Here is a 17,667-nt window from a genome sequence, read left to right as displayed (position 1 = left end):
ATCACTAAAATGCCTGTACCAGAGAGCTATTGAAAAGAAGATATCAGCGATTGTCCCTTATTTCGCCCGGTCTTCCTTCAATAGCTTTCTGCTTTCTATACAATCGCTATATTTACGCATTACACTGTATTCAACAACATAACACCTTGTAATTAAACATTCTTATGTCTGACAACCATTTTAAACCATTTGTTCCACCCGGTGCGCAAATGAAAGAGTTCACCCTCAAATCCATTTTGCTCGGTTGTATTTTCGGTATCATTTTCGGCGCAGCCACCGTATACCTGGCGCTGAAAGCCGGTTTAACCGTTTCCGCATCAATTCCTATCGCCGTTATTGCCATTACTTTAGGCAGAAAATTTTTCAACACCACCATTCTCGAAAACAATATTATTCAGACAACCGGATCTGCAGGTGAATCCATTGCAGCCGGTGTGGTGTTTACCCTCCCGGGATTCCTCTTCCTTACTGATGGTGGAGGCGCTAACTTTTTCAACTACTTTACCATCCTTACCCTGGCCATTTTTGGCGGTGTACTTGGTACCCTCATGATGATTCCCCTGCGGAAATCCCTCATCGTAAAGGAACATAAAAACCTCCCTTATCCGGAAGGTACTGCCTGTGGTGATGTATTGATTGCCGGGGAAAAAGGTGGTGATTTCGCCAAAACGGCCTTCTATGGGTTGGGCTTTGCCTTTGCCTATGCCATTCTCCAGAAAATCCTGCACGTGATTGCAGAAACACCGGAGTATATGACCCGTCAGACCAGCAAATTTTTCCCTTCTGCTAAAATCAGTGCCGATATCACACCAGAGTATATGGGTGTGGGTTATATCATAGGCCCCCGCATTGCCGGGGTACTGGTAGCCGGCGGTGTACTGTCCTGGCTGGCGCTCATTCCCCTGCTGGCATCTCTGCTGCCAGGTGATGTGATTGCCTCCCAGCTGGTAAAAATCGGTTACCTCGCCAACCTCCAGACACCAGGCGGTCAGGGTGGCTGGGATCCGGTTGCCCATACTTTTGCTGATTATTCTTCCGCTGTATATTATGCATACGTACGCCAGATCGGCGCCGGTGCAGTAGCTGCCGGTGGTTTTATCACCCTGCTCAAAACTATTCCTACCATCATCTCTTCCTTTAAAGGCAGCATAGGCGCCATTAAAAACAATGGTGGCGATACCGCTGATACACAGGCTGTGCCAAGAACCGACAGAGACCTGAGCCTGAAAGTAGTATTGTTTGGTAGTATTGCCCTGGTACTCCTGATGGCTTTCCTGCCGCAGCTACCTGGTGATTCCATCGGTAAAAAATTACTGATAGGCTTACTGGTGGTAATATTCGGTGCATTCTTCGTGACGGTATCCAGCCGCATTGTAGGACTGATCGGCTCTTCCAACAATCCTATTTCCGGTATGACCATCGCTACCCTCATGGGTACCTGCCTGGTATTCATTGCAGTAGGATGGACCGGTAAAGTATACGAGCCCCTCGCACTGGTAGTAGGTGGTATGATCTGTATTGCTGCTGCCAACGCAGGCGCCACTTCCCAGGATCTCAAATCCGGGTATATCGTAGGTGCTACGCCGCGGTACCAGCAATTAGCCCTGTTTATCGGCGCAATCGTATCTTCTGTAGTAATAGGACTCACTGTAAAATTCCTGGATAAACCTACTTCTGAAATGATCAGCAAGGGGATTACGGAACATGCGATCGGTAGTGCATACTATCCGGCGCCACAAGGTACCCTCATGGCTACACTGGCTAAAGGTATCCTGTCTTTCAACCTCGACTGGCAGTTTGTACTGGTAGGCGTATTCCTTTCCATTACCATGGAACTGTGTGGTATTAACTCCCTTTCCTTTGCGGTAGGAGCGTACCTGCCATTATCCACTACGTTGCCTATATTTATTGGTGGCGCTATCCGGGGCGTGGTAGATAGCAAACAGAAAAAGGAAAACAAACAACTCAAACCGGAAGAAGAAGAACTGGGCAAAGGCAACCTGTTTGCAACCGGCCTGGTAGCCGGAGGTGCTGTCGCCGGGGTGATTATTGCCATCCTCGCCGGCTTTGATTCCACGGCAGCCATACTCGCTAAATTAAACACCACAGCCGGCCTCACCGGAGCGCTTGGTCATGGCGGTTACTATATATTAGGCGTTGGCTTCTTTACCTTTATGGGTTGGTATCTTTACCGTACTGCCCGCAAAGCATAAACAAACAAAATTGTTCAACATAAATAAGATGCCGGTACAGGAGTAACAATCCTTACCGGCATCTTATTTTATGTTGAAAATGTTTAATTTTAACGCAATTTCAATAAACCGGTCATAACTTACCTATGCGCATATTTGTAACATGCTTATTGAGCCTTATTGTTTTGTCGAATGTGTCCTGCAAGAAAAGTGAGGACGACAACAGCCGGCAACGCAGATTCGTGTCCTTTAAACTGGATTCGAAAATCTATCTCGCTGAAAATCCCAAAGGAACTATTTATGTTCCCAATTTCAGCGATGATAATCCCTTGAATGATTTTCCGAAAATGGAAATCACCGCCCAAAGCTATACCGGTGATGTGATCACCTTTACCCTGGCCACAGCCGCCTTACCTTTTAAACCAGGTACCTACCCCTGCACCAAAAAAGGGAACAGCATGCTGATTGCCTTGAATAATTCTATGCGTATAGCGCTTTCTTCCAAGGCCAGCACCGATTTCTACATTACCATTACCCGGATAGATAATATTACGGTGGAAGGTACGTTTGCCGGCACCCTGGTAGATACCACCATTTCCAGCATCACTAAAAAAGCTACTGATGGCGCTTTCCGGGCTGTTATTACCCAGGTAAGCCAATAATAAAACAGGCCGCATTACGCATCTTCACCAGCTATCCGGCACCTGATGCGTAATGCGGCTGGTTAAATAAAATCCAGCATATCATAGCGTTGCCCTAATATCGTATGATCGTCGGCACCCAGCCACTTGTTTAACACCGTTGCATATACGCTTTTAAAGTCTACCTTATATTGTAAATCCCCTTCCCGCAGATCAGACAGGTCAGGTCCTTCATTGATCAATCCCGGCTTTTTCAAACCACCACCCATCAAAAACACATTATTGGCTGTACCATGATCGGTGCCACCACTTGCATTCTGGCTTACCCGCCGCCCAAACTCTGAAAAGGTCATGATCAGCACATCTTCAAAACGCTGCTGCTGTTTCAGGTCGTCCGTAAATACCGTCATGGCATCACCCAACTGTTGAAACAGGCGTTGCTGCTGGTCTTGCTGGTTGGTATGGGTATCAAAACTACCATGTGACACATAATATACTTTGGTGTTGATATCGGAAGCTATCAGGCTGGCAATGATCCGGAGGTGTTTCCCCAGGTCGGTATTGGGGTAGGAGGCACCCGACGGCCGGACTTTATACTGCTGGCGGATATAAGCTGCAGAAGCCATCGTATCTCCCATTACCTTATACAGGTAATCTGCAGCATGATCTGTGGCGCTGCCGGCAGTTGCATGCTGTTGCAGCAAGTCATTGAAATAACGGTCATTACTGGTACTAAAAAGCCGTGCGGGATCTGTCATCGCCAGCCCGTTGGTATGTACCCCTTTGAGGGCCAGACTGAGGGTATCATCTATTTCCAGCGCCTGCGTAGGTTTATCACATCCCCGGCACTGGGCGTCGAGATAACGGCCTATCCAGCCATCGCTGCGGTATTCACTGGCTTCGCTGGCGGTGTGCCAGATGTCCATTGCACGGAAATGGGAACGATCCGGATTGGGATACCCTACATTATTGAGGATACCCAGCGCGCCCTCATCATACAATCCTTTCAACCCTTTCAGCGCCGGATGGATGCCCAGTTCATCATTCAGCGACAAGGCAGCTTCCCGTTCGATACCCAGTGAAGGACGGGAGCGGTAATAAATATCATTGCGATAGGGAATCACAGTATTCAACCCGTCGTTGCCACCGGATAGCTGGATCACCACCAGCACTTTGTTACCGGGAGGTACCAGCGCTTCTTTTTCCATGGCTTTGAGAAACCGGGGCAACATGACCGATGTAGCCGCCAATGAACCTACCTGTAAAAAACGGCGCCTGTTAAGAATCAGCATAGCATATAAAGTTTATGGTGGGTAAATAGGATCCGGCAGCTTAACACAGCTGATATTCCGGTGTACTCATGACATCGATGGTGATCGTTTTGATATAGTTTTCGCGGGTACTGCTGTCGGCATATCGTTCCAGTAATGACCGGCTGATACCATTGGTTTGTTGCAACAATACGCCGGCAATTTCCGTAGCCAGGTTTTCCCGGGACACGCCGGTATATCCTTCTACGTAAGGGTTCCAATCGATACGGGCATTTACTTTTTTAGCAAACTGCTTTTTGAGAAAAGCATTGATCTCCAAGGTCATTTTATAGTTAGCGCCTTCTCCCATTTCCGGCATCAGCGCTTTGGGTTGTACATCCAGTGCCTGAGAATAGAGGATGACCTGTGGTACCCGCAACCGGAACATCAGGCTGGAGCTGTCTATCCAGCTACGGCCGCCTGGCCATCCGGCTACATTGGGCGGATAAAAAAGTACTTGTCCCAGTATCCGCTGAAATACCAGCATCACTTCATCCTGCTCAAAAGCCATAGGAATCGTTCGGCGTAGTCCTGTCAGCAATTCTACCGGTGATTTGATGCGGTTACCCAGGTAACGGCGGTCGTAAAACCAGTCTGCCAGGAAGAGCTCCTGCAGCAGCTGTTGTATATTGTAGCCGGATTGATAAAAATTTGCGGCCAGCTGTGTTACCCGTTCCTCATCGGGTTGATCATCTACAAAAAATCTGAAAATTTTCGCCGTAATAAACCGGGCTGTTTGTTTTTCTTCCAGTAATATTTTCAGGATATCATCGCCATCGAAATGTCCTTGTTTTCCGAGAAATGTTTTGAGCCCATCGTCATGTTGTCCTTTACGGAATACAAATTGACCTGTGGCATCAAATCCCCATCCGGTAAAGGCCCTCGCAGCTTCTTTCACATCGGGTTCAGTATAATGCCCTCTTCCCATGGCAAACAGTTCCATCACTTCGCGGGCAAAGTTTTCATTCGGATGTTGTTTGCGGTTTTGCTGATTATTGAGGAACTGGAGCATCGCCGGACTTTTAGACACGGCCTGCAGTAAGGTGCCGAAGTTGCCCAACGCATGTTCACGGATGACTTCCAGTAGTTGCTGATTGAATAAAACATTTTGGGTACGGCAGGCAAAGTGACCATGCCAGAAGAGACTCATTTTTTCGCGCAGCGGATAGGCACTTTTCACCATCATCTGCATCCAGGCAACATTCAGGTCTTTAATACCCTGGTTGTTCATTTGCTGTAAGGCTTTCTTTTCCTCCGGCATCATGGTTTTCACCTGCCGGTAGTCGGGCAGGTCTTTGGCTGCGATTACATTTACTGATTCAGGAGTTGTTTTTACTGCGCCGTTCACGACTTCATGTACCACTTCCCGGCGGCGTTGCTTCATCCATCCGGCAATGGTGGGAAGCGTTGTGCCAAAACCTGCACGCCAGGCTAAATGCTGCAGCTGGATTTTTCGGTTATCTGTGCCCATCAGCAAAATGTTTCCTCCTAAGACCGTTATTCGCCCACAGGGTTTAACGGAACCGCCATAAGGGATAGACATTCCCTTCCTGAAACTGGGCCGTATCTGCCGGTAAGGCCAGGAATCCATCGGCCTGCAGGAGGCTGGCCAGATCCCCGGAACCATGATAGGGCTGTGGCAGTGCTACCAGTGAACCATCGGGCGAAGCCGTCAGCTTCACCGGCAGGTAATATTCCAGGGCAGGTTCAAAGGAGACCGCTGCTCCCAGTACGGCATATGCCGGAGCGCTGGCTGTCAATCCCATGGCCGCCTGCAGCCAGGGTTGTACATACCGGTAAAAACACATAAATCCGGATACCGGATTACCAGGCAGCGCAAATACCACCGGGCCATTTTCAAAGGCACCAAACAGGAAAGGTTTACCCGGCCGTTGCTGTACTTTATGAAAGATGGTTTGCATGCCCAACTGCTGTAATACTGCCGGCAAATAATCATACTTTCCTGCAGACACAGCTCCCGAGCTAATCCATACATCTGTTTCGTATAGTAGTGGCCGTAGTTGTTCTTCCATCGCCTCCTTATCATCCGGCAAGTGTATATAACGTACCGGCAGGCCCAGCTGTTGTAAAGCAGCTACCAGGCTGTATACATTAGACATCCGTATCTGGTGGGGCTCCGGCATGGCACCTACCGGTACCAGTTCATTGCCTGTAGCCATCACCACTACCCGGGGCAACCGGCTTACCTGTACCGTTGTTTTACCTACACTGGCCAGTACACCTGCTTCTGCAGGCCCCAGCAGGGTACCGGGTTGGAGCAGTACAGCGCCGGCTGCTACATCCGACCCTTCGGTATGAATATGTTGTCCTTTTTTCACAGTTCCCACTATGGTAAAACGGCGGAATCCATCATGCTCAGCAATGGTCAGCTGTTCATAGGGGATCACGGTATCCGTCATTTCCGGCAATATTGCGCCGGTCATCACTTCTATACAATTAGCGGTATTCGACAGCTGTAACTGGGGCGTACCGGCAGCCTGTATATCTTCCACACCAAAAATGTGCTGCCCACGGGCGAAGCTGTCGTAATTCACCGCAATGCCATCCATCGCAATCCGGTTAAATGGCGGAAACGGGCGGTCTGCAGCTACCGGCTCCCGTAAAACACGGCCGGTGGCCATCTCAAACGAAATGGTTTCTACATCTGTATCGCGCACCGTTTGCATCACGGCAGTAAACGCAGCAGCTACACTCAACATCATTTTGAACTATTTTTGTGAAAGAGAAGATGACTAAATTTATGCTTTTATGCCCAATCAATCAAGCAGCGGATTTTCACATCTCAATGCAGATGGTCAGCCGTCGATGGTAGACATCAGTGATAAAAATGATACACATCGTATAGCCATCGCCGAGAGTCGTATCTATCTGCCGGATATTATCCGGGAACAATTCCGCGACAACGACATTCAAACCCGCAAGGGCAGCGTATTCCAGACAGCCGTTATTGCCGGCATCATGGCCGTAAAAAAAACACCGGAGCTGATTCCGCTTTGTCATACCCTGCTGCTGGATAACTGTGATGTACAGATACACCTGGAAGGAACAGAAGCCATTATACGCTGTACCGTTAAAACCACCGGTAAAACAGGCGTGGAAATGGAAGCCTTGACAGGCGCCAGTATTGCGGCACTCACCATCTACGATATGTGTAAAGCTTTTTCCCAGGAGATGATTATCCGGGAGACAAAACTCATCAGTAAAACAGGCGGTAAAAATGACTACACCCGATAATACGTCTCCACTGAAAGGCCTGATCTTATGCGGTGGCTACAGTACCCGCATGCAGGAAGATAAAAGCCAGATCGCCTATCATGGTATGCCGCAATGGCAATACGTGCAGACTTTATTAGCAGATCTGGTAACCGAAGTATTTATTTCCTGCAGACCGGAACAGGCCATTCATTTTTCCACGGCGGCACTTATTACTGATCAGGTGACCTGTGGCGGCCCTGCAGCGGGGTTACTGAGCGCGCATTTGTTACAGCCGGCTACAGCCTGGCTGGTCGTTGCGTGCGATCTGCCGTTCGTCAGCCGTCAAAGCCTGTCGTTGCTGTATACCGCAAGAAATCCTGCCAAAGCCGCTACCGCTTTCATCAGTCCTTTCAACCAGCACCCCGAGCCACTGCTGGCCATCTGGGAGCCAGCCGGCCTTACCGCCCTGCAGCAACAGGTGTTAACCGGAAAAATATGTCCGCGTAAAACGTTGTTGAACAGCGATATTGCCTTATTGGAAAATCCTTATGTGGCGGAGCAGTTCAATGCCAATACCCCCGACGACAAAGCCTTTGCGATGAAAAAAGGGTAGTGGGCTATATCACCGTTCCATCTGCAAAAAATTCTTTCTTCCAGATAGGTACCGTTTCCTTTAATGTATCGATGGCAAATTCACAGGCATCAAATGCAATGCCCCGGTGCGCACTGGCTACCGCAATCACCACGGCCACCTCGCCGGGATATTTATCACCGATGGCATGTAACATCGCCAGTTTTTTGATGTCCCATTGTTCCTGCACCCTACCGGCTATTTTATGCATTTCTGCCAGCGCCATCTTTTCATAACACTCATAAAACAACCTGGTGACGGCCCTTGCTCCCGTAAGGTTACGCACTGTTCCCACAAAAATCACTTCTCCGCCGCAGGCGGGCGTTTGAATAAAGTCCAGCGCTTCCTGCACAGTGATCAGCGCGCTGATTTGTATTAATACATCCATACCAATGGTCTTTTTTTAGGGAATAAGCAGGGGTGGGTTATCCACCGCTCACCGGTGGAATAACGGCGATTTCGGCGGTCGCATCCAGCAACTGATCGTCTGTAGCGTAGGTGCTGTTAATGGCAATCATCAATGATTTCAACTGCTGCAGGGAAGGATAGGTAGCATACAGCCATGCTTTCAACGCAGCTACGTCCTGCAGCTCCTCCGGCACTGTCAGCACCGGCACCCCTGCCGTATCCTTTACCACACCAAACAACAATACATGCATAACCTTTTAAAATTGTTACTTAAATCTACAATATAGCCCTGAGAAAGTAGTAAATTTAGTACAACGGCTAAATCATTTTTTATGAAGATCAGGCTCAGGGACAACAGCATACGGTACCGGCTGGACAAAACGGATATAGAACAGTTACAGGCAACCGGTAAAACCACTTCCGATACAAAGATAGGTACGGGTGCCCTCCACTTCTGTATACGCGGAAAAACAGTCACAGCGCCGCTTATTAAAATGGAACCGGATGGCATTCATCTGGTATTGCCACTGTCCCAACTCGATGCCTGGTATGTACCGGACCAGGTAGGATTTGAACTCGTATTTCCCAATCCGGACGGCTCCCAGCTAAAAGTACTGGTGGAAAAGGATTTCAAATGCCTGTCGCCCCGTGAGGAAGACGACAGCCAGGCATTTGACAACCCTATGAATGGTAAAAATTGTTAAGCACATGCTTACCGATGCACATCATCGTATAATCGATTACGTTAGACTGGCGGTAACAGACCGCTGCAATCTGCGATGCACTTATTGCATGCCGGAAAACATGCACTTTGTACCTTCACAGGCACTGCTGTCTGACAGTGAAATACTACGCCTGTTGCAGATACTGGCAGCCGCAGGTATTTCCAAAGTGCGGATCACCGGCGGAGAACCTTTTCTGCGGCCAGGCTTACTGGCTCTCCTCGAAAAAATAACTGCCATTCCAGGTATACAGGAAATAGCCATCACCACCAATGGGGTCTTAACCGCTCCTTTTATTCCGGCTTTACGCGCACTGGGTATCACACATATTAACCTGAGTCTGGATACCCTGCAGGCGGCACGCTTTCAGCAAATCACGCGTCGCAACCGGTTTACAGCCGTCATGGATACGCTGCATCAGCTATTGCAACACGAGCTGCACACAAAAATAAATGTGGTAGTGATGGAAGGCGTGAATACCGATGAGCTGCTCGATTTTGCAGCACTCACCCGGGAGCAGCCGGTATCGGTGCGGTTTATTGAAGAAATGCCTTTTAACGGTCAGGGACATACGTTTTCCGGTATCAACTGGCATTATCAACGAATACTGGAACATATCGGCAACCGGTATCCCCTGCATAAAATACCCGATGCCCCGCATGCTACGGCATTAAACTATCATATCCCTGGTCACCGGGGAAATATAGGCGTTATACCAGCCTATAGCCGCACTTTTTGCGGCACCTGCAATCGTATTCGTATATCCGCTACCGGTAGTATGAGAACCTGCCTGTATGGCAAAGATGAATTGCATATTAAACCGCTGCTGCAGGATACCTCCAACAGCGCCTTGTTATTATCCGCCATAGAGGCGGCCATACAAGTTCGTTATGCCAACGGCTTTGAAGCAGCACAGGCTTATCAGGAAGAAAACAGGGAAAGCATGTCTGTGATTGGTGGATAACTATTGTAGCAGCATCCGTACACCCGCATATAAAATCAGCACGGCCGTAGCGCCGGCTACCCATCTGGGCGATAATACCTGTGCACTCATCCGGGCGCCTATCTGCCCGCCCGCAATTACCGCTATCAGCAATGGGCCGGCAAAGGCCATATCAAATACAATCGCCTGTTTGGCTGCCTGCCCCAGCAAACCAGCCACCGAATTCACCAGTATAAAAAAGCTACTCAGTCCGGCGATATTCTTCGCCGTATCATATCTGCCCAAACGCAATACCGGCGACAAATAAATACCGCCGCCAATGCCCGTCATGCCCGACAATAGCCCAATGGCGCCGCCAATGAGACCATACACTTTACCATTACCCCGTTGCACCGGTTCCGGTGCTTCCTTTCCTTCAAAAAACAAGCGGTAACACATACACACTGCTGCAATGGTTAATGCAATGCCCAGCAACAGGAAAAAGGTAGCCTGCTTCAAGGGCAGATAGCTACCTGCAAAAGCCAGCGGCACACTGACCAGCGATAACTGCCACGCCTTTCGCAGCGGCAGATGCCCACTACGATAGAAGTGATACACTCCGCCTACTACCACGGCAATGTTGCACAGCAAAGCGGTGGATTTCATCAGCTGAAAATCAACCTGCCAGAGGGCCATCAAAGCCAGGTAGCTGGAGCCGCCGCCAAAACCGGCCGCTGCATACAACAAGGCTACCACGAAAAAGAGGATACATAGTTCTGTAATCACGGATTAATAGGTTTGCATCTGGCGATCGATGGCAACAGCCCACGCATGAATACCACCTTCTACATTGTACACGGCTTTAAAGCCCAGCTCCACCAATCGCAATCCTACGGCACGGCTACGCATACCATGATGGCAAAGCACTGCCAGCGGGGCTTCCGGCCGTAAGGCGGTTAACTGCTGCAATACCTGCGACATCGGAATATGCTGCGCCTGGGGAATATGACAGATGTCCCATTCCTCGTCCTCCCGCACATCCAGCAACTGCAGACCATTATTTTTCTGCAGCCATTTGTGCAACTGCTGAACAGATAAGGATTGCAGGCCGGCTACTGCACACACGGGCTGTTCATACTGTGGTTGTAACGACGTTAACTGCCGGTTGGCAGCTACCGGTATAATCTGAAATACCTGATGCGTGTTATGTAAAGTGTCAATCGTCAGCAATTGGTTGCTAAGCGGCGTACCGATACCGGTGATCACCTTCACCGTTTCATTGGCCTGGTAAGCACCAATAATGCCAGGTAATACGCCCAACACGCCTATTTCACTGCAGTTCAGCATCTCTCCGCTTTCCGGTGCTTCCGGAAACAAACAACGATAGGTGGCACCTTCCTGGTAATTGAATACGCTTACCTGTCCTTCATATTTGTAGATGGCGCCGTATACCAGTGGTTTGCCGGCAATAACAGCGGCATCATTGACGAGGTAACGGGTACCGAAGTTATCAGAGCAATCCACCACCACATCGTAGGCACGAATAAGGTCCACGGCATTTTCCGGCGTGATCCAGGTATCATGTATGCGGTGTTGTACTTCGGGATTCAGCTGCTGCAGCCTTTGAGCGGCTAATTGCACTTTCGGTTTTCCTTCATCGGCAGTCGTATATAATACCTGTCGCTGCAGGTTGGTAATGCTCACGGTGTCATGTTCCACAATGCCAATCGTACCTACGCCCATGGCCGTCAGGTATTGCAATACCGGTACACCGAGTCCGCCAGCGCCTATTACCAGTACTTTGGCCTGTTGCAGCAAGGCTTGTTTTTCCGGGCCAAATCCTTCCAATCTTGTCTGTCGGTCATATCTCTGCATATTGATTCATTTTGGAAGATAAAGTTAGGCGTAATTATGCAGGATTCCATCCGGTAAATGCAGGTGGAAATACAGCCTGCATCAGGGTCTGATACGGCGGTACATGGTTATAAGATCGGTATATACACCAGGGCGCAGCATGATGCCCTGTGGCAGGCGGCCACATTCCTGGAAGCCGAAGTTGCGGTAAAGCTGCAGGGCCTTTTCGTTGGAAGCATATACCTGCAGGAACACGATTTCCAGATAGGGATGCGCTTCCGCCCAGCGGATCAGGATGGTGATCAGGCGCCGCCCGATACCCAGGTTATGCCATGGTTTTTCAATGGCAATACCCATTTCGCCTGTATGTGCCTTTTTCGTATGGCCGGTATGCGTGAAGTTAACAGAGCCGATGATTTTCCCATTTACCTCCGCCACCAACAACAGACGGTCGGGATCATCGAGATAAGAGGCAATAAATTCCCGCTCGGATTTCACATCAAGGTCGAGGGATTCAGCATGGGTTAATAATAGCTGATCGGTTTCTTTGGTAAGTTGTTGAAAGTTGGCCAGGAAGGCTGGAGCATCCGTTATGTCAGGTATCCGGATAATCAGTTCATCCCCGTTGGGCAGGTGGTATTTTGATTGTTGATCACGCATAAAAGCTTGATAAAAACGGCAGGGTGGGGAGACGGATTATTCCGTTTTTGCAGATATCTCCCCACCAGCCGGTTATTGCTTCATCCGCAATACGTATTAGTTATTTTAGATCATATGATGTCCGAAATAAGGCTGCAGTACCGTAGGTATCTGGATACCTTCCGCGGTCTGGTTATTTTCCAGCAGACAAGCCATAATACGCGGTAATGCCAGGGAGCTGCCATTCAGGGAATGTACCAGCTGTGGTTTACCATTATTTTCTTTGAAACGTATTTTCATGCGGTTGGTCTGGTAAGCTTCAAAGTTGGTCACGGAGCTTACTTCCAGCCATTTCTGCTGTGCGGCGCTATACACTTCAAAGTCGTAGGTCAGTGCACCGGTAAAGCTCATATCGCCGGCGCATAAACGCAGAATACGATAGGGCAGTTGCAGGTCGTTCAGCAGTGTTTCCACATGCGCTACCATTTCTTCCAGCACTTCGTAGGATTTATCCGGATGTACCAGCTGTACCAGCTCTACTTTATCGAACTGGTGTACCCGGTTCAAACCACGTACATCTTTACCGTAAGATCCGGCTTCCCGGCGGAAACATGGCGTATAGGCCGTCATTCTGATAGGCAGGTCGGTATCTTTTACGATTTCATCGCGGTAAATGTTGGTCACCGGTACTTCAGCTGTAGGAATGAGGAAGTAGTTTTCTTCCTTCACGTGATACATCTGACCTTCTTTATCCGGCAACTGACCGGTACCACGGGCAGACGCTTCATTCACCAGGTAAGGTGGTGCATATTCCGTATAACCTTTGCTGGTATTGTAGTCCAGGAAATACTGGATCAGGGCGCGCTGTAAACGGGCGCCTTTATTTTTGAATACCGGGAAACCACTGCCGGTGATTTTATTACCCAACTCAAAGTCAATCAGGTCGTACTGTTTGGCGAGGTCCCAGTGAGGTACCGCTCCATCGTACAATTCAGGGATCTTGCCGCCGCCGCGCACTTCCACATTCTCTTCCGGTGTTTTACCGGGAGGTACTGTGGCTGCAGGCAGGTTAGGCAGTTTCAACAGGGTATCTGTCAGGGCTTCTTCCGTCGCGTTGAGCTGCGTATTTACCGGACCTAAACGGTCTTTCAGTGCCGCTACGGCCGCACGTTGCTGCTCCGCTTCTTCTTTTTTGCCCTGGCCCATCAGCTTACCGATTTCTTTGGACAGGCTGTTTACCTGCGCCTGGGTTTCATCGTATTCCAGGGTAAGTCTTTTACGTTCATCATCCAGCTCCAGCACTTTATCTACCAGTTCCAGCTCTTTAAAGTGTTTAAAGGCCAGGCGTTCCAATACTAATTCTTTATTTTGACGTATAAACGGTACTTGTAACATGTTGATTGATCTAAAATTTTGGCAAATATATTTAAAATAGTCCTTAGGTCTTAGCTAAGGTATTTCCCTACTATCGGTACCCTGCGACCCACACCAAAGGCCTTGGAAGATACTCTGATAATCGGGCAGAACTGATTACGTTTGTATTCATTGGTGTTCACCATCTTTAAGGCCCGCGAAATTAAAGCCGGGTCAAAGCCCATTGCAACAATCTCCCGTGGTCCCTGACGGCGTTCTATGTACTGATACAAAATCCGGTCGAGGATGGCATAATCAGGCAGGCTGTCGCTGTCTTTCTGATCCGGCCGCAGTTCTGCAGAAGGTTCCTTCTCAATGATATTCACCGGAATAATTTCCCGGTCGCGGTTAATATAACGCGCCAGGGCATATACCTGCATCTTATATACATCTCCCAATACAGATAAACCGCCGGCCATATCGCCATAAAGGGTACCATAACCGGTAGACAGTTCACTTTTATTGGAAGTGTTCAGTAAAATATAGCCAAATTTATTGGACAATCCCATCAGCAGGTTCCCCCGGATGCGGGATTGGGTATTTTCTTCCGCCACATTAAATGGCAAGCCTTTGAAATAAGGCTCCAGCGTGGTGAGGAAGCTTTCATAAATATCATTGATGCGGATAATATCATAGGGATTATCCAGGTTTTTGGATAAAGCCACAGCATCATCCACAGAATGTTCTGTAGAGTAGGGAGAAGGCATGAGTACCGCCCGTACATTATCTTTCCCCAGTGCATCGCAGGCAATAGCCAGGGTCACTGCGCTGTCGATTCCACCGGAAGAACCCAGGATGGCTTTTTTAAAGCCCATCTTCCCGAAATAATCCCGGATACCCATTACCAGTGCATCATAGATACGATCGGTATTGTGGTCGAACACCAGTTCGGTCAGCGGCGTAAAAACTGCCGGCTGCACTGGCGCCAGGTGGCTGCCCGTGAGTGTTTCCAGGTCTGCACCGCCCATGGCTTCTTCAAAGTAAGGCAGTTCTTTTACAATATTTCCTGCTGCATCATAAATCAGGGAACCGCCATCAAATACGATTTCAGTCTGGGAACCCACAGTATTGCAGTAATACATGGGTAATTTATATTTCAGCACATTGGCGCGGATAATTTCTTTTCTGTCTTCGTCATGATCATAATCAAAGGGAGAAGCAGACAGGTTGATCATTACATCCGGCTCCTGCGCCATCAGCAGGTCCATGGGACATACCCGGTACAACGGGTTATCGCCGAGGTTCCAGATATCTTCACAGATGGTGACCGCCAGTTTTTTCCCTTTGAAAGGAATCACCTGCCATTCGTAGGAAGGTTCAAAATAACGGTATTCATCAAATACATCGTAGGTAGGCAGCAGCGTTTTATGCACAATCTGTTTTACAGCTCCTTCATGCAGGAACCAGGCGGCATTAAACAGGTCTTTTCCTTCCCGCTGCGGATTGCGGGCAGGGGCGCCTACCAGTACGGCTATCTGCTGTGTATGCGCTTTGATGGCATCAATTGCCCGATAGCTCTGTACAATGAAATCTTCAAACTCCAGGAAGTCACGGGGCGGATAGCCGCATACACACAGTTCAGAAAATACCACCAGGTCTGCACCCTGGGCTTCTGCCGCTTTAATGCCCTCAATAATCTTGGCTGTATTCTGTTCAAAGTTGCCTATATGATAATTCTGCTGTGCCAGTATAATCTTCATAACAATCAAAAAAATTAATGCTCCTTAAAAATAAACACCGAGACGAAGGGCCAAACTATTCATGTTGATACGGCCATCGTTCCATTTTTTGTTCCGGGTCACATCCACAAATCCGTTCTGATAGGTGATGCCTACCAGGCCACGCAGGGTTTCGCCCAACGGATATTCAATTCCTGCCCCCAGCAGCAGGCCTACATTCACCCGGTTCATATCGGATAATATATTCACCCGGTCATGGGTTTCGTTCAGCGTGGTAATACCAGCCCGGCCACTCACCGGGAAATTAATGTAGGTACCAAACTGTCCCCAGTAATTGATTTCTCCTTCTGTATTGGTTTTCAGCTTCAATGCCAGCGGTATTTCAATATAGGTGAGCTTCATATTATATTCTGCCGGATTGGCTTTATAATCATTCAATCCTTTACCTGCATCATATTTTAGTTTACTGCCGCCCAATACTACCTGAAATCCCGATGCCAATGCATAGCTACCGCTTTCATTCAGGTTGAAATCTGCCATGAGGCCAAAGTTCAGACCAGCTTTGGAGCTGTTGCGGTTCACGCCCGACTCCTGAGGCTTCAGCATCGATATCATAGGACTGATCGTAAACCCGAGCCTGACTTTCCTGTTCAATCCATGATACCCCTGTTGCGCTATAGCTGCGTGCCCCACCCCAAACATTGCCAATAAAACCAAGATGCGTTTCATAAAAATCATTTTGCTGGATAACTTAATTCCGGTGAAAAATTACAAAACAGTCAGGATATACGGGCAGATGATCTTTGCGGATGTCTGCCATCGGTTATTCCTCCCTTTATCTGAAATTCGCAATTTCTCCCATATATTGCTGGTTAATTATAATAATTTTGTTTTCGTTTAGTTTTAAAAGAGATGCAAAGTTACATTAATAAATATACCCTGCTGATCAGCTGTTTGATGGCCCTTTCCGGCATCACCGCCTGCCATTCCGGCCAGAAAGCCCCGGATGTAAGCCATATTCCTATGACGGTAAACATCTCGCGGTTTGATTCCGCTTTGTTTACCATCGACACCAATCAAATACAACCAGGCCTGCAGCGGCTGCACGCCGATTACCCCGTGTTTCTGCCGTTGTATGTTACAGACATCCTGAATCTGGGCGCCTATTCCGACAGCAGTGCGGCCATACACCAGCAGCTACGGTTGTTCCTCACAACGGCCGATTTCCGGCAGCTGGAAAAAGCCGTTCAGCAGCAATACGGCGATGCAACGGCACTCAAAGAGCAACTGGCGCAATGTTTCCGCTATATCAAATACTATATTCCGGCTTTCCATCCACCTAAAGTGGTCACGTTTATCTCTGGTATTGCCAATTATGGTGCCATCACAGTGGATTCTATCCTCGGTATCGGGCTGGATATGTACATGGGAGAGAATTTCCCGCCTTATGCACAGATCCCGGATTATCCGGATTATATGATTCACCGTTTTGCTCCTGCCTATATTGCTACCAACTGTATGCAGGTACTGCAGCAGCAACTGTATCCACCTGCCCGCAACAGCGGTGGTTTGCTGGAGATCATGATAGAAGCCGGCAAACAACAGTATTTCCTCGATAAAGTATTACCGGCTACACCGGATACTATCAAACTCGGCTATACGAAAGAACAACTGCAGTGGTGTCATGATAATGAACAGATGATCTGGCAGTTCTTTGTACAAAACAACCTGTTGTATTCAACAGACTGGCAACAGATCAATCATTTTATCGGAGATGGTCCTTCTACACAGGGGATGCCGGAAGGCGCTCCTGGTAAAATAGCCAACTTTGTGGGCTGGCAGATCATCAAAAAATACATGGAAGCACATCCGGAAGTGTCTTTGCAACAACTCATGGAATCCAAAAATCTGTTGGATATCTTCAAGGCATCGAAGTACAGACCCAAATAGCGCAGTCAGGATTGCTACTAAAAAAATAACGCATTTCCGGGAAGATGAAAGTTGTTACTCTTCCCGAAAATGCGTTTTTTAATACGCTAG

General features: G+C 48.5%; 18 protein-coding genes. 7 read left to right on the top strand and 11 right to left on the bottom strand.

Annotated features, from left to right (window positions below):
* Positions 1-164: 164 nt before the first annotated feature.
* Both OL444_RS05535 and OL444_RS05530 read left to right on the top strand, forming a co-directional pair.
* Entirely contained in the window at positions 165-2,213 is a 2,049-nt protein-coding gene (locus OL444_RS05535) for an OPT family oligopeptide transporter (protein ID WP_264734225.1), read from the top strand.
* A gap of 149 nt (positions 2,214-2,362) precedes the next feature.
* Complete coding sequence (locus OL444_RS05530; RefSeq protein ID WP_264734226.1) at positions 2,363-2,854, top strand: hypothetical protein; 492 nt, start codon at positions 2,363-2,365, stop codon at positions 2,852-2,854.
* Between the two features lie 62 nt (positions 2,855-2,916).
* Here the strand turns inward: OL444_RS05530 and OL444_RS05525 are convergent, their stop codons facing one another.
* Genes OL444_RS05525 through OL444_RS05515 form a run of 3 tightly spaced genes read right to left on the bottom strand, consistent with a single transcriptional unit; the run spans position 2,917 to position 6,866 of the window.
* Positions 2,917-4,125 (bottom strand): DUF1501 domain-containing protein, encoded by a 1,209-nt coding sequence (locus OL444_RS05525; RefSeq protein ID WP_264734227.1) that lies wholly within the window; start codon positions 4,123-4,125, stop codon positions 2,917-2,919.
* A 40-nt stretch (positions 4,126-4,165) separates the two neighbouring features.
* On the bottom strand, positions 4,166-5,614 hold the full coding sequence (locus OL444_RS05520; RefSeq protein ID WP_264734228.1) for a DUF1800 domain-containing protein: 1,449 nt from the start codon (positions 5,612-5,614) through the stop codon (positions 4,166-4,168).
* Positions 5,615-5,657: 43 nt separating this feature from the next.
* Positions 5,658-6,866, bottom strand: coding sequence for a molybdopterin molybdotransferase MoeA (locus OL444_RS05515; protein ID WP_264734229.1), 1,209 nt, complete (start codon positions 6,864-6,866; stop codon positions 5,658-5,660).
* A gap of 46 nt (positions 6,867-6,912) precedes the next feature.
* Between OL444_RS05515 and moaC the strand changes: the two genes are divergently transcribed.
* The gene (gene moaC, locus OL444_RS05510; protein WP_264734230.1) at positions 6,913-7,398 is read left to right on the top strand and encodes a cyclic pyranopterin monophosphate synthase MoaC; all 486 of its coding nucleotides are present in this window, start codon (positions 6,913-6,915) and stop codon (positions 7,396-7,398) included.
* Positions 7,382-7,972 carry an NTP transferase domain-containing protein gene (locus OL444_RS05505; protein WP_264734231.1) on the top strand — a complete coding sequence of 197 codons (591 nt, stop codon included), beginning with the start codon at positions 7,382-7,384 and terminating at the stop codon, positions 7,970-7,972. The genes moaC and OL444_RS05505 overlap by 17 nt, the downstream gene beginning before the upstream one ends.
* 4 nt (positions 7,973-7,976) lie before the next feature.
* On the opposite strand, the gene OL444_RS05500 is transcribed toward OL444_RS05505, so the two are convergent.
* Both OL444_RS05500 and moaD read right to left on the bottom strand, forming a co-directional pair.
* A complete protein-coding gene (locus tag OL444_RS05500) occupies positions 7,977-8,378 on the bottom strand; it encodes a molybdenum cofactor biosynthesis protein MoaE (protein ID WP_264734232.1) in 402 nt (133 codons plus the stop codon).
* A 37-nt stretch (positions 8,379-8,415) separates the two neighbouring features.
* Positions 8,416-8,649, bottom strand: a complete 234-nt coding sequence (gene moaD, locus OL444_RS05495; protein WP_264734233.1) for a molybdopterin converting factor subunit 1 — start codon at positions 8,647-8,649, stop codon at positions 8,416-8,418.
* A gap of 81 nt (positions 8,650-8,730) precedes the next feature.
* Between moaD and OL444_RS05490 the strand changes: the two genes are divergently transcribed.
* Both OL444_RS05490 and moaA read left to right on the top strand, forming a co-directional pair.
* Entirely contained in the window at positions 8,731-9,102 is a 372-nt protein-coding gene (locus OL444_RS05490; protein WP_264734234.1) for a DUF7009 family protein, read from the top strand.
* Positions 9,086-10,084: a GTP 3',8-cyclase MoaA gene (gene moaA, locus OL444_RS05485; RefSeq protein ID WP_307734782.1), complete on the top strand. Its 999-nt coding sequence runs from the start codon at positions 9,086-9,088 to the stop codon at positions 10,082-10,084. Before OL444_RS05490 ends, moaA begins: the two co-directional genes overlap by 17 nt.
* Here the strand turns inward: moaA and OL444_RS05480 are convergent, their stop codons facing one another.
* From OL444_RS05480 to OL444_RS05455, 6 genes are all read right to left on the bottom strand, one after another.
* Positions 10,085-10,828, bottom strand: coding sequence for a sulfite exporter TauE/SafE family protein (locus OL444_RS05480; protein ID WP_264734236.1), 744 nt, complete (start codon positions 10,826-10,828; stop codon positions 10,085-10,087). It abuts the gene before it with no gap.
* Between the two features lie 3 nt (positions 10,829-10,831).
* A complete protein-coding gene (locus tag OL444_RS05475; RefSeq protein WP_264734237.1) occupies positions 10,832-11,917 on the bottom strand; it encodes a HesA/MoeB/ThiF family protein in 1,086 nt (361 codons plus the stop codon).
* 81 nt (positions 11,918-11,998) lie between these two features.
* A complete protein-coding gene (locus OL444_RS05470; protein ID WP_264734238.1) occupies positions 11,999-12,556 on the bottom strand; it encodes a GNAT family N-acetyltransferase in 558 nt (185 codons plus the stop codon).
* Between the two features lie 105 nt (positions 12,557-12,661).
* Positions 12,662-13,930, bottom strand: coding sequence for a serine--tRNA ligase (serS, locus tag OL444_RS05465; protein WP_264734239.1), 1,269 nt, complete (start codon positions 13,928-13,930; stop codon positions 12,662-12,664).
* Positions 13,931-13,980: 50 nt separating this feature from the next.
* Positions 13,981-15,648 (bottom strand): NAD+ synthase, encoded by a 1,668-nt coding sequence (locus OL444_RS05460; RefSeq protein ID WP_264734240.1) that lies wholly within the window; start codon positions 15,646-15,648, stop codon positions 13,981-13,983.
* A gap of 24 nt (positions 15,649-15,672) precedes the next feature.
* Positions 15,673-16,356 carry a porin family protein gene (locus tag OL444_RS05455; protein WP_264734241.1) on the bottom strand — a complete coding sequence of 228 codons (684 nt, stop codon included), beginning with the start codon at positions 16,354-16,356 and terminating at the stop codon, positions 15,673-15,675.
* A gap of 183 nt (positions 16,357-16,539) precedes the next feature.
* Between OL444_RS05455 and gldB the strand changes: the two genes are divergently transcribed.
* On the top strand, positions 16,540-17,577 hold the full coding sequence (gldB, locus tag OL444_RS05450) for a gliding motility lipoprotein GldB (RefSeq protein ID WP_264734242.1): 1,038 nt from the start codon (positions 16,540-16,542) through the stop codon (positions 17,575-17,577).
* Positions 17,578-17,667: the final 90 nt, after the last annotated feature.

Origin of the sequence: Chitinophaga nivalis (assembly GCF_025989125.1) — a bacterium.
In the GTDB taxonomy this organism is placed as follows: Bacteria; Bacteroidota; Bacteroidia; order Chitinophagales; family Chitinophagaceae; genus Chitinophaga; species Chitinophaga nivalis.
The sequence above is the reverse complement of the archived record's forward strand: the minus strand, read 5'-3'. Positions and strand labels throughout refer to the sequence as shown.

What these genes read in the sequence shown, in the direction of transcription:
- OL444_RS05535 (WP_264734225.1), top strand. Translation starts at nt 165, where the DNA reads ATGTCTGACAACCATTTTAAACCATTTGTTCCACCCGGTGCGCAAATG.
- OL444_RS05525 (WP_264734227.1), bottom strand. Translation starts at nt 4,125, where the DNA reads ATGCTGATTCTTAACAGGCGCCGTTTTTTACAGGTAGGTTCATTGGCG.
- OL444_RS05520 (WP_264734228.1), bottom strand. Translation starts at nt 5,614, where the DNA reads ATGGGCACAGATAACCGAAAAATCCAGCTGCAGCATTTAGCCTGGCGT.
- OL444_RS05515 (WP_264734229.1), bottom strand. Translation starts at nt 6,866, where the DNA reads ATGATGTTGAGTGTAGCTGCTGCGTTTACTGCCGTGATGCAAACGGTG.
- moaC (WP_264734230.1), top strand. Translation starts at nt 6,913, where the DNA reads ATGCCCAATCAATCAAGCAGCGGATTTTCACATCTCAATGCAGATGGT.
- OL444_RS05505 (WP_264734231.1), top strand. Translation starts at nt 7,382, where the DNA reads ATGACTACACCCGATAATACGTCTCCACTGAAAGGCCTGATCTTATGC.
- OL444_RS05500 (WP_264734232.1), bottom strand. Translation starts at nt 8,378, where the DNA reads ATGGATGTATTAATACAAATCAGCGCGCTGATCACTGTGCAGGAAGCG.
- moaD (WP_264734233.1), bottom strand. Translation starts at nt 8,649, where the DNA reads ATGCATGTATTGTTGTTTGGTGTGGTAAAGGATACGGCAGGGGTGCCG.
- OL444_RS05490 (WP_264734234.1), top strand. Translation starts at nt 8,731, where the DNA reads ATGAAGATCAGGCTCAGGGACAACAGCATACGGTACCGGCTGGACAAA.
- moaA (WP_307734782.1), top strand. Translation starts at nt 9,086, where the DNA reads ATGGTAAAAATTGTTAAGCACATGCTTACCGATGCACATCATCGTATA.
- OL444_RS05475 (WP_264734237.1), bottom strand. Translation starts at nt 11,917, where the DNA reads ATGCAGAGATATGACCGACAGACAAGATTGGAAGGATTTGGCCCGGAA.
- OL444_RS05470 (WP_264734238.1), bottom strand. Translation starts at nt 12,556, where the DNA reads ATGCGTGATCAACAATCAAAATACCACCTGCCCAACGGGGATGAACTG.
- serS (WP_264734239.1), bottom strand. Translation starts at nt 13,930, where the DNA reads ATGTTACAAGTACCGTTTATACGTCAAAATAAAGAATTAGTATTGGAA.
- OL444_RS05460 (WP_264734240.1), bottom strand. Translation starts at nt 15,648, where the DNA reads ATGAAGATTATACTGGCACAGCAGAATTATCATATAGGCAACTTTGAA.
- OL444_RS05455 (WP_264734241.1), bottom strand. Translation starts at nt 16,356, where the DNA reads ATGAAACGCATCTTGGTTTTATTGGCAATGTTTGGGGTGGGGCACGCA.
- gldB (WP_264734242.1), top strand. Translation starts at nt 16,540, where the DNA reads ATGCAAAGTTACATTAATAAATATACCCTGCTGATCAGCTGTTTGATG.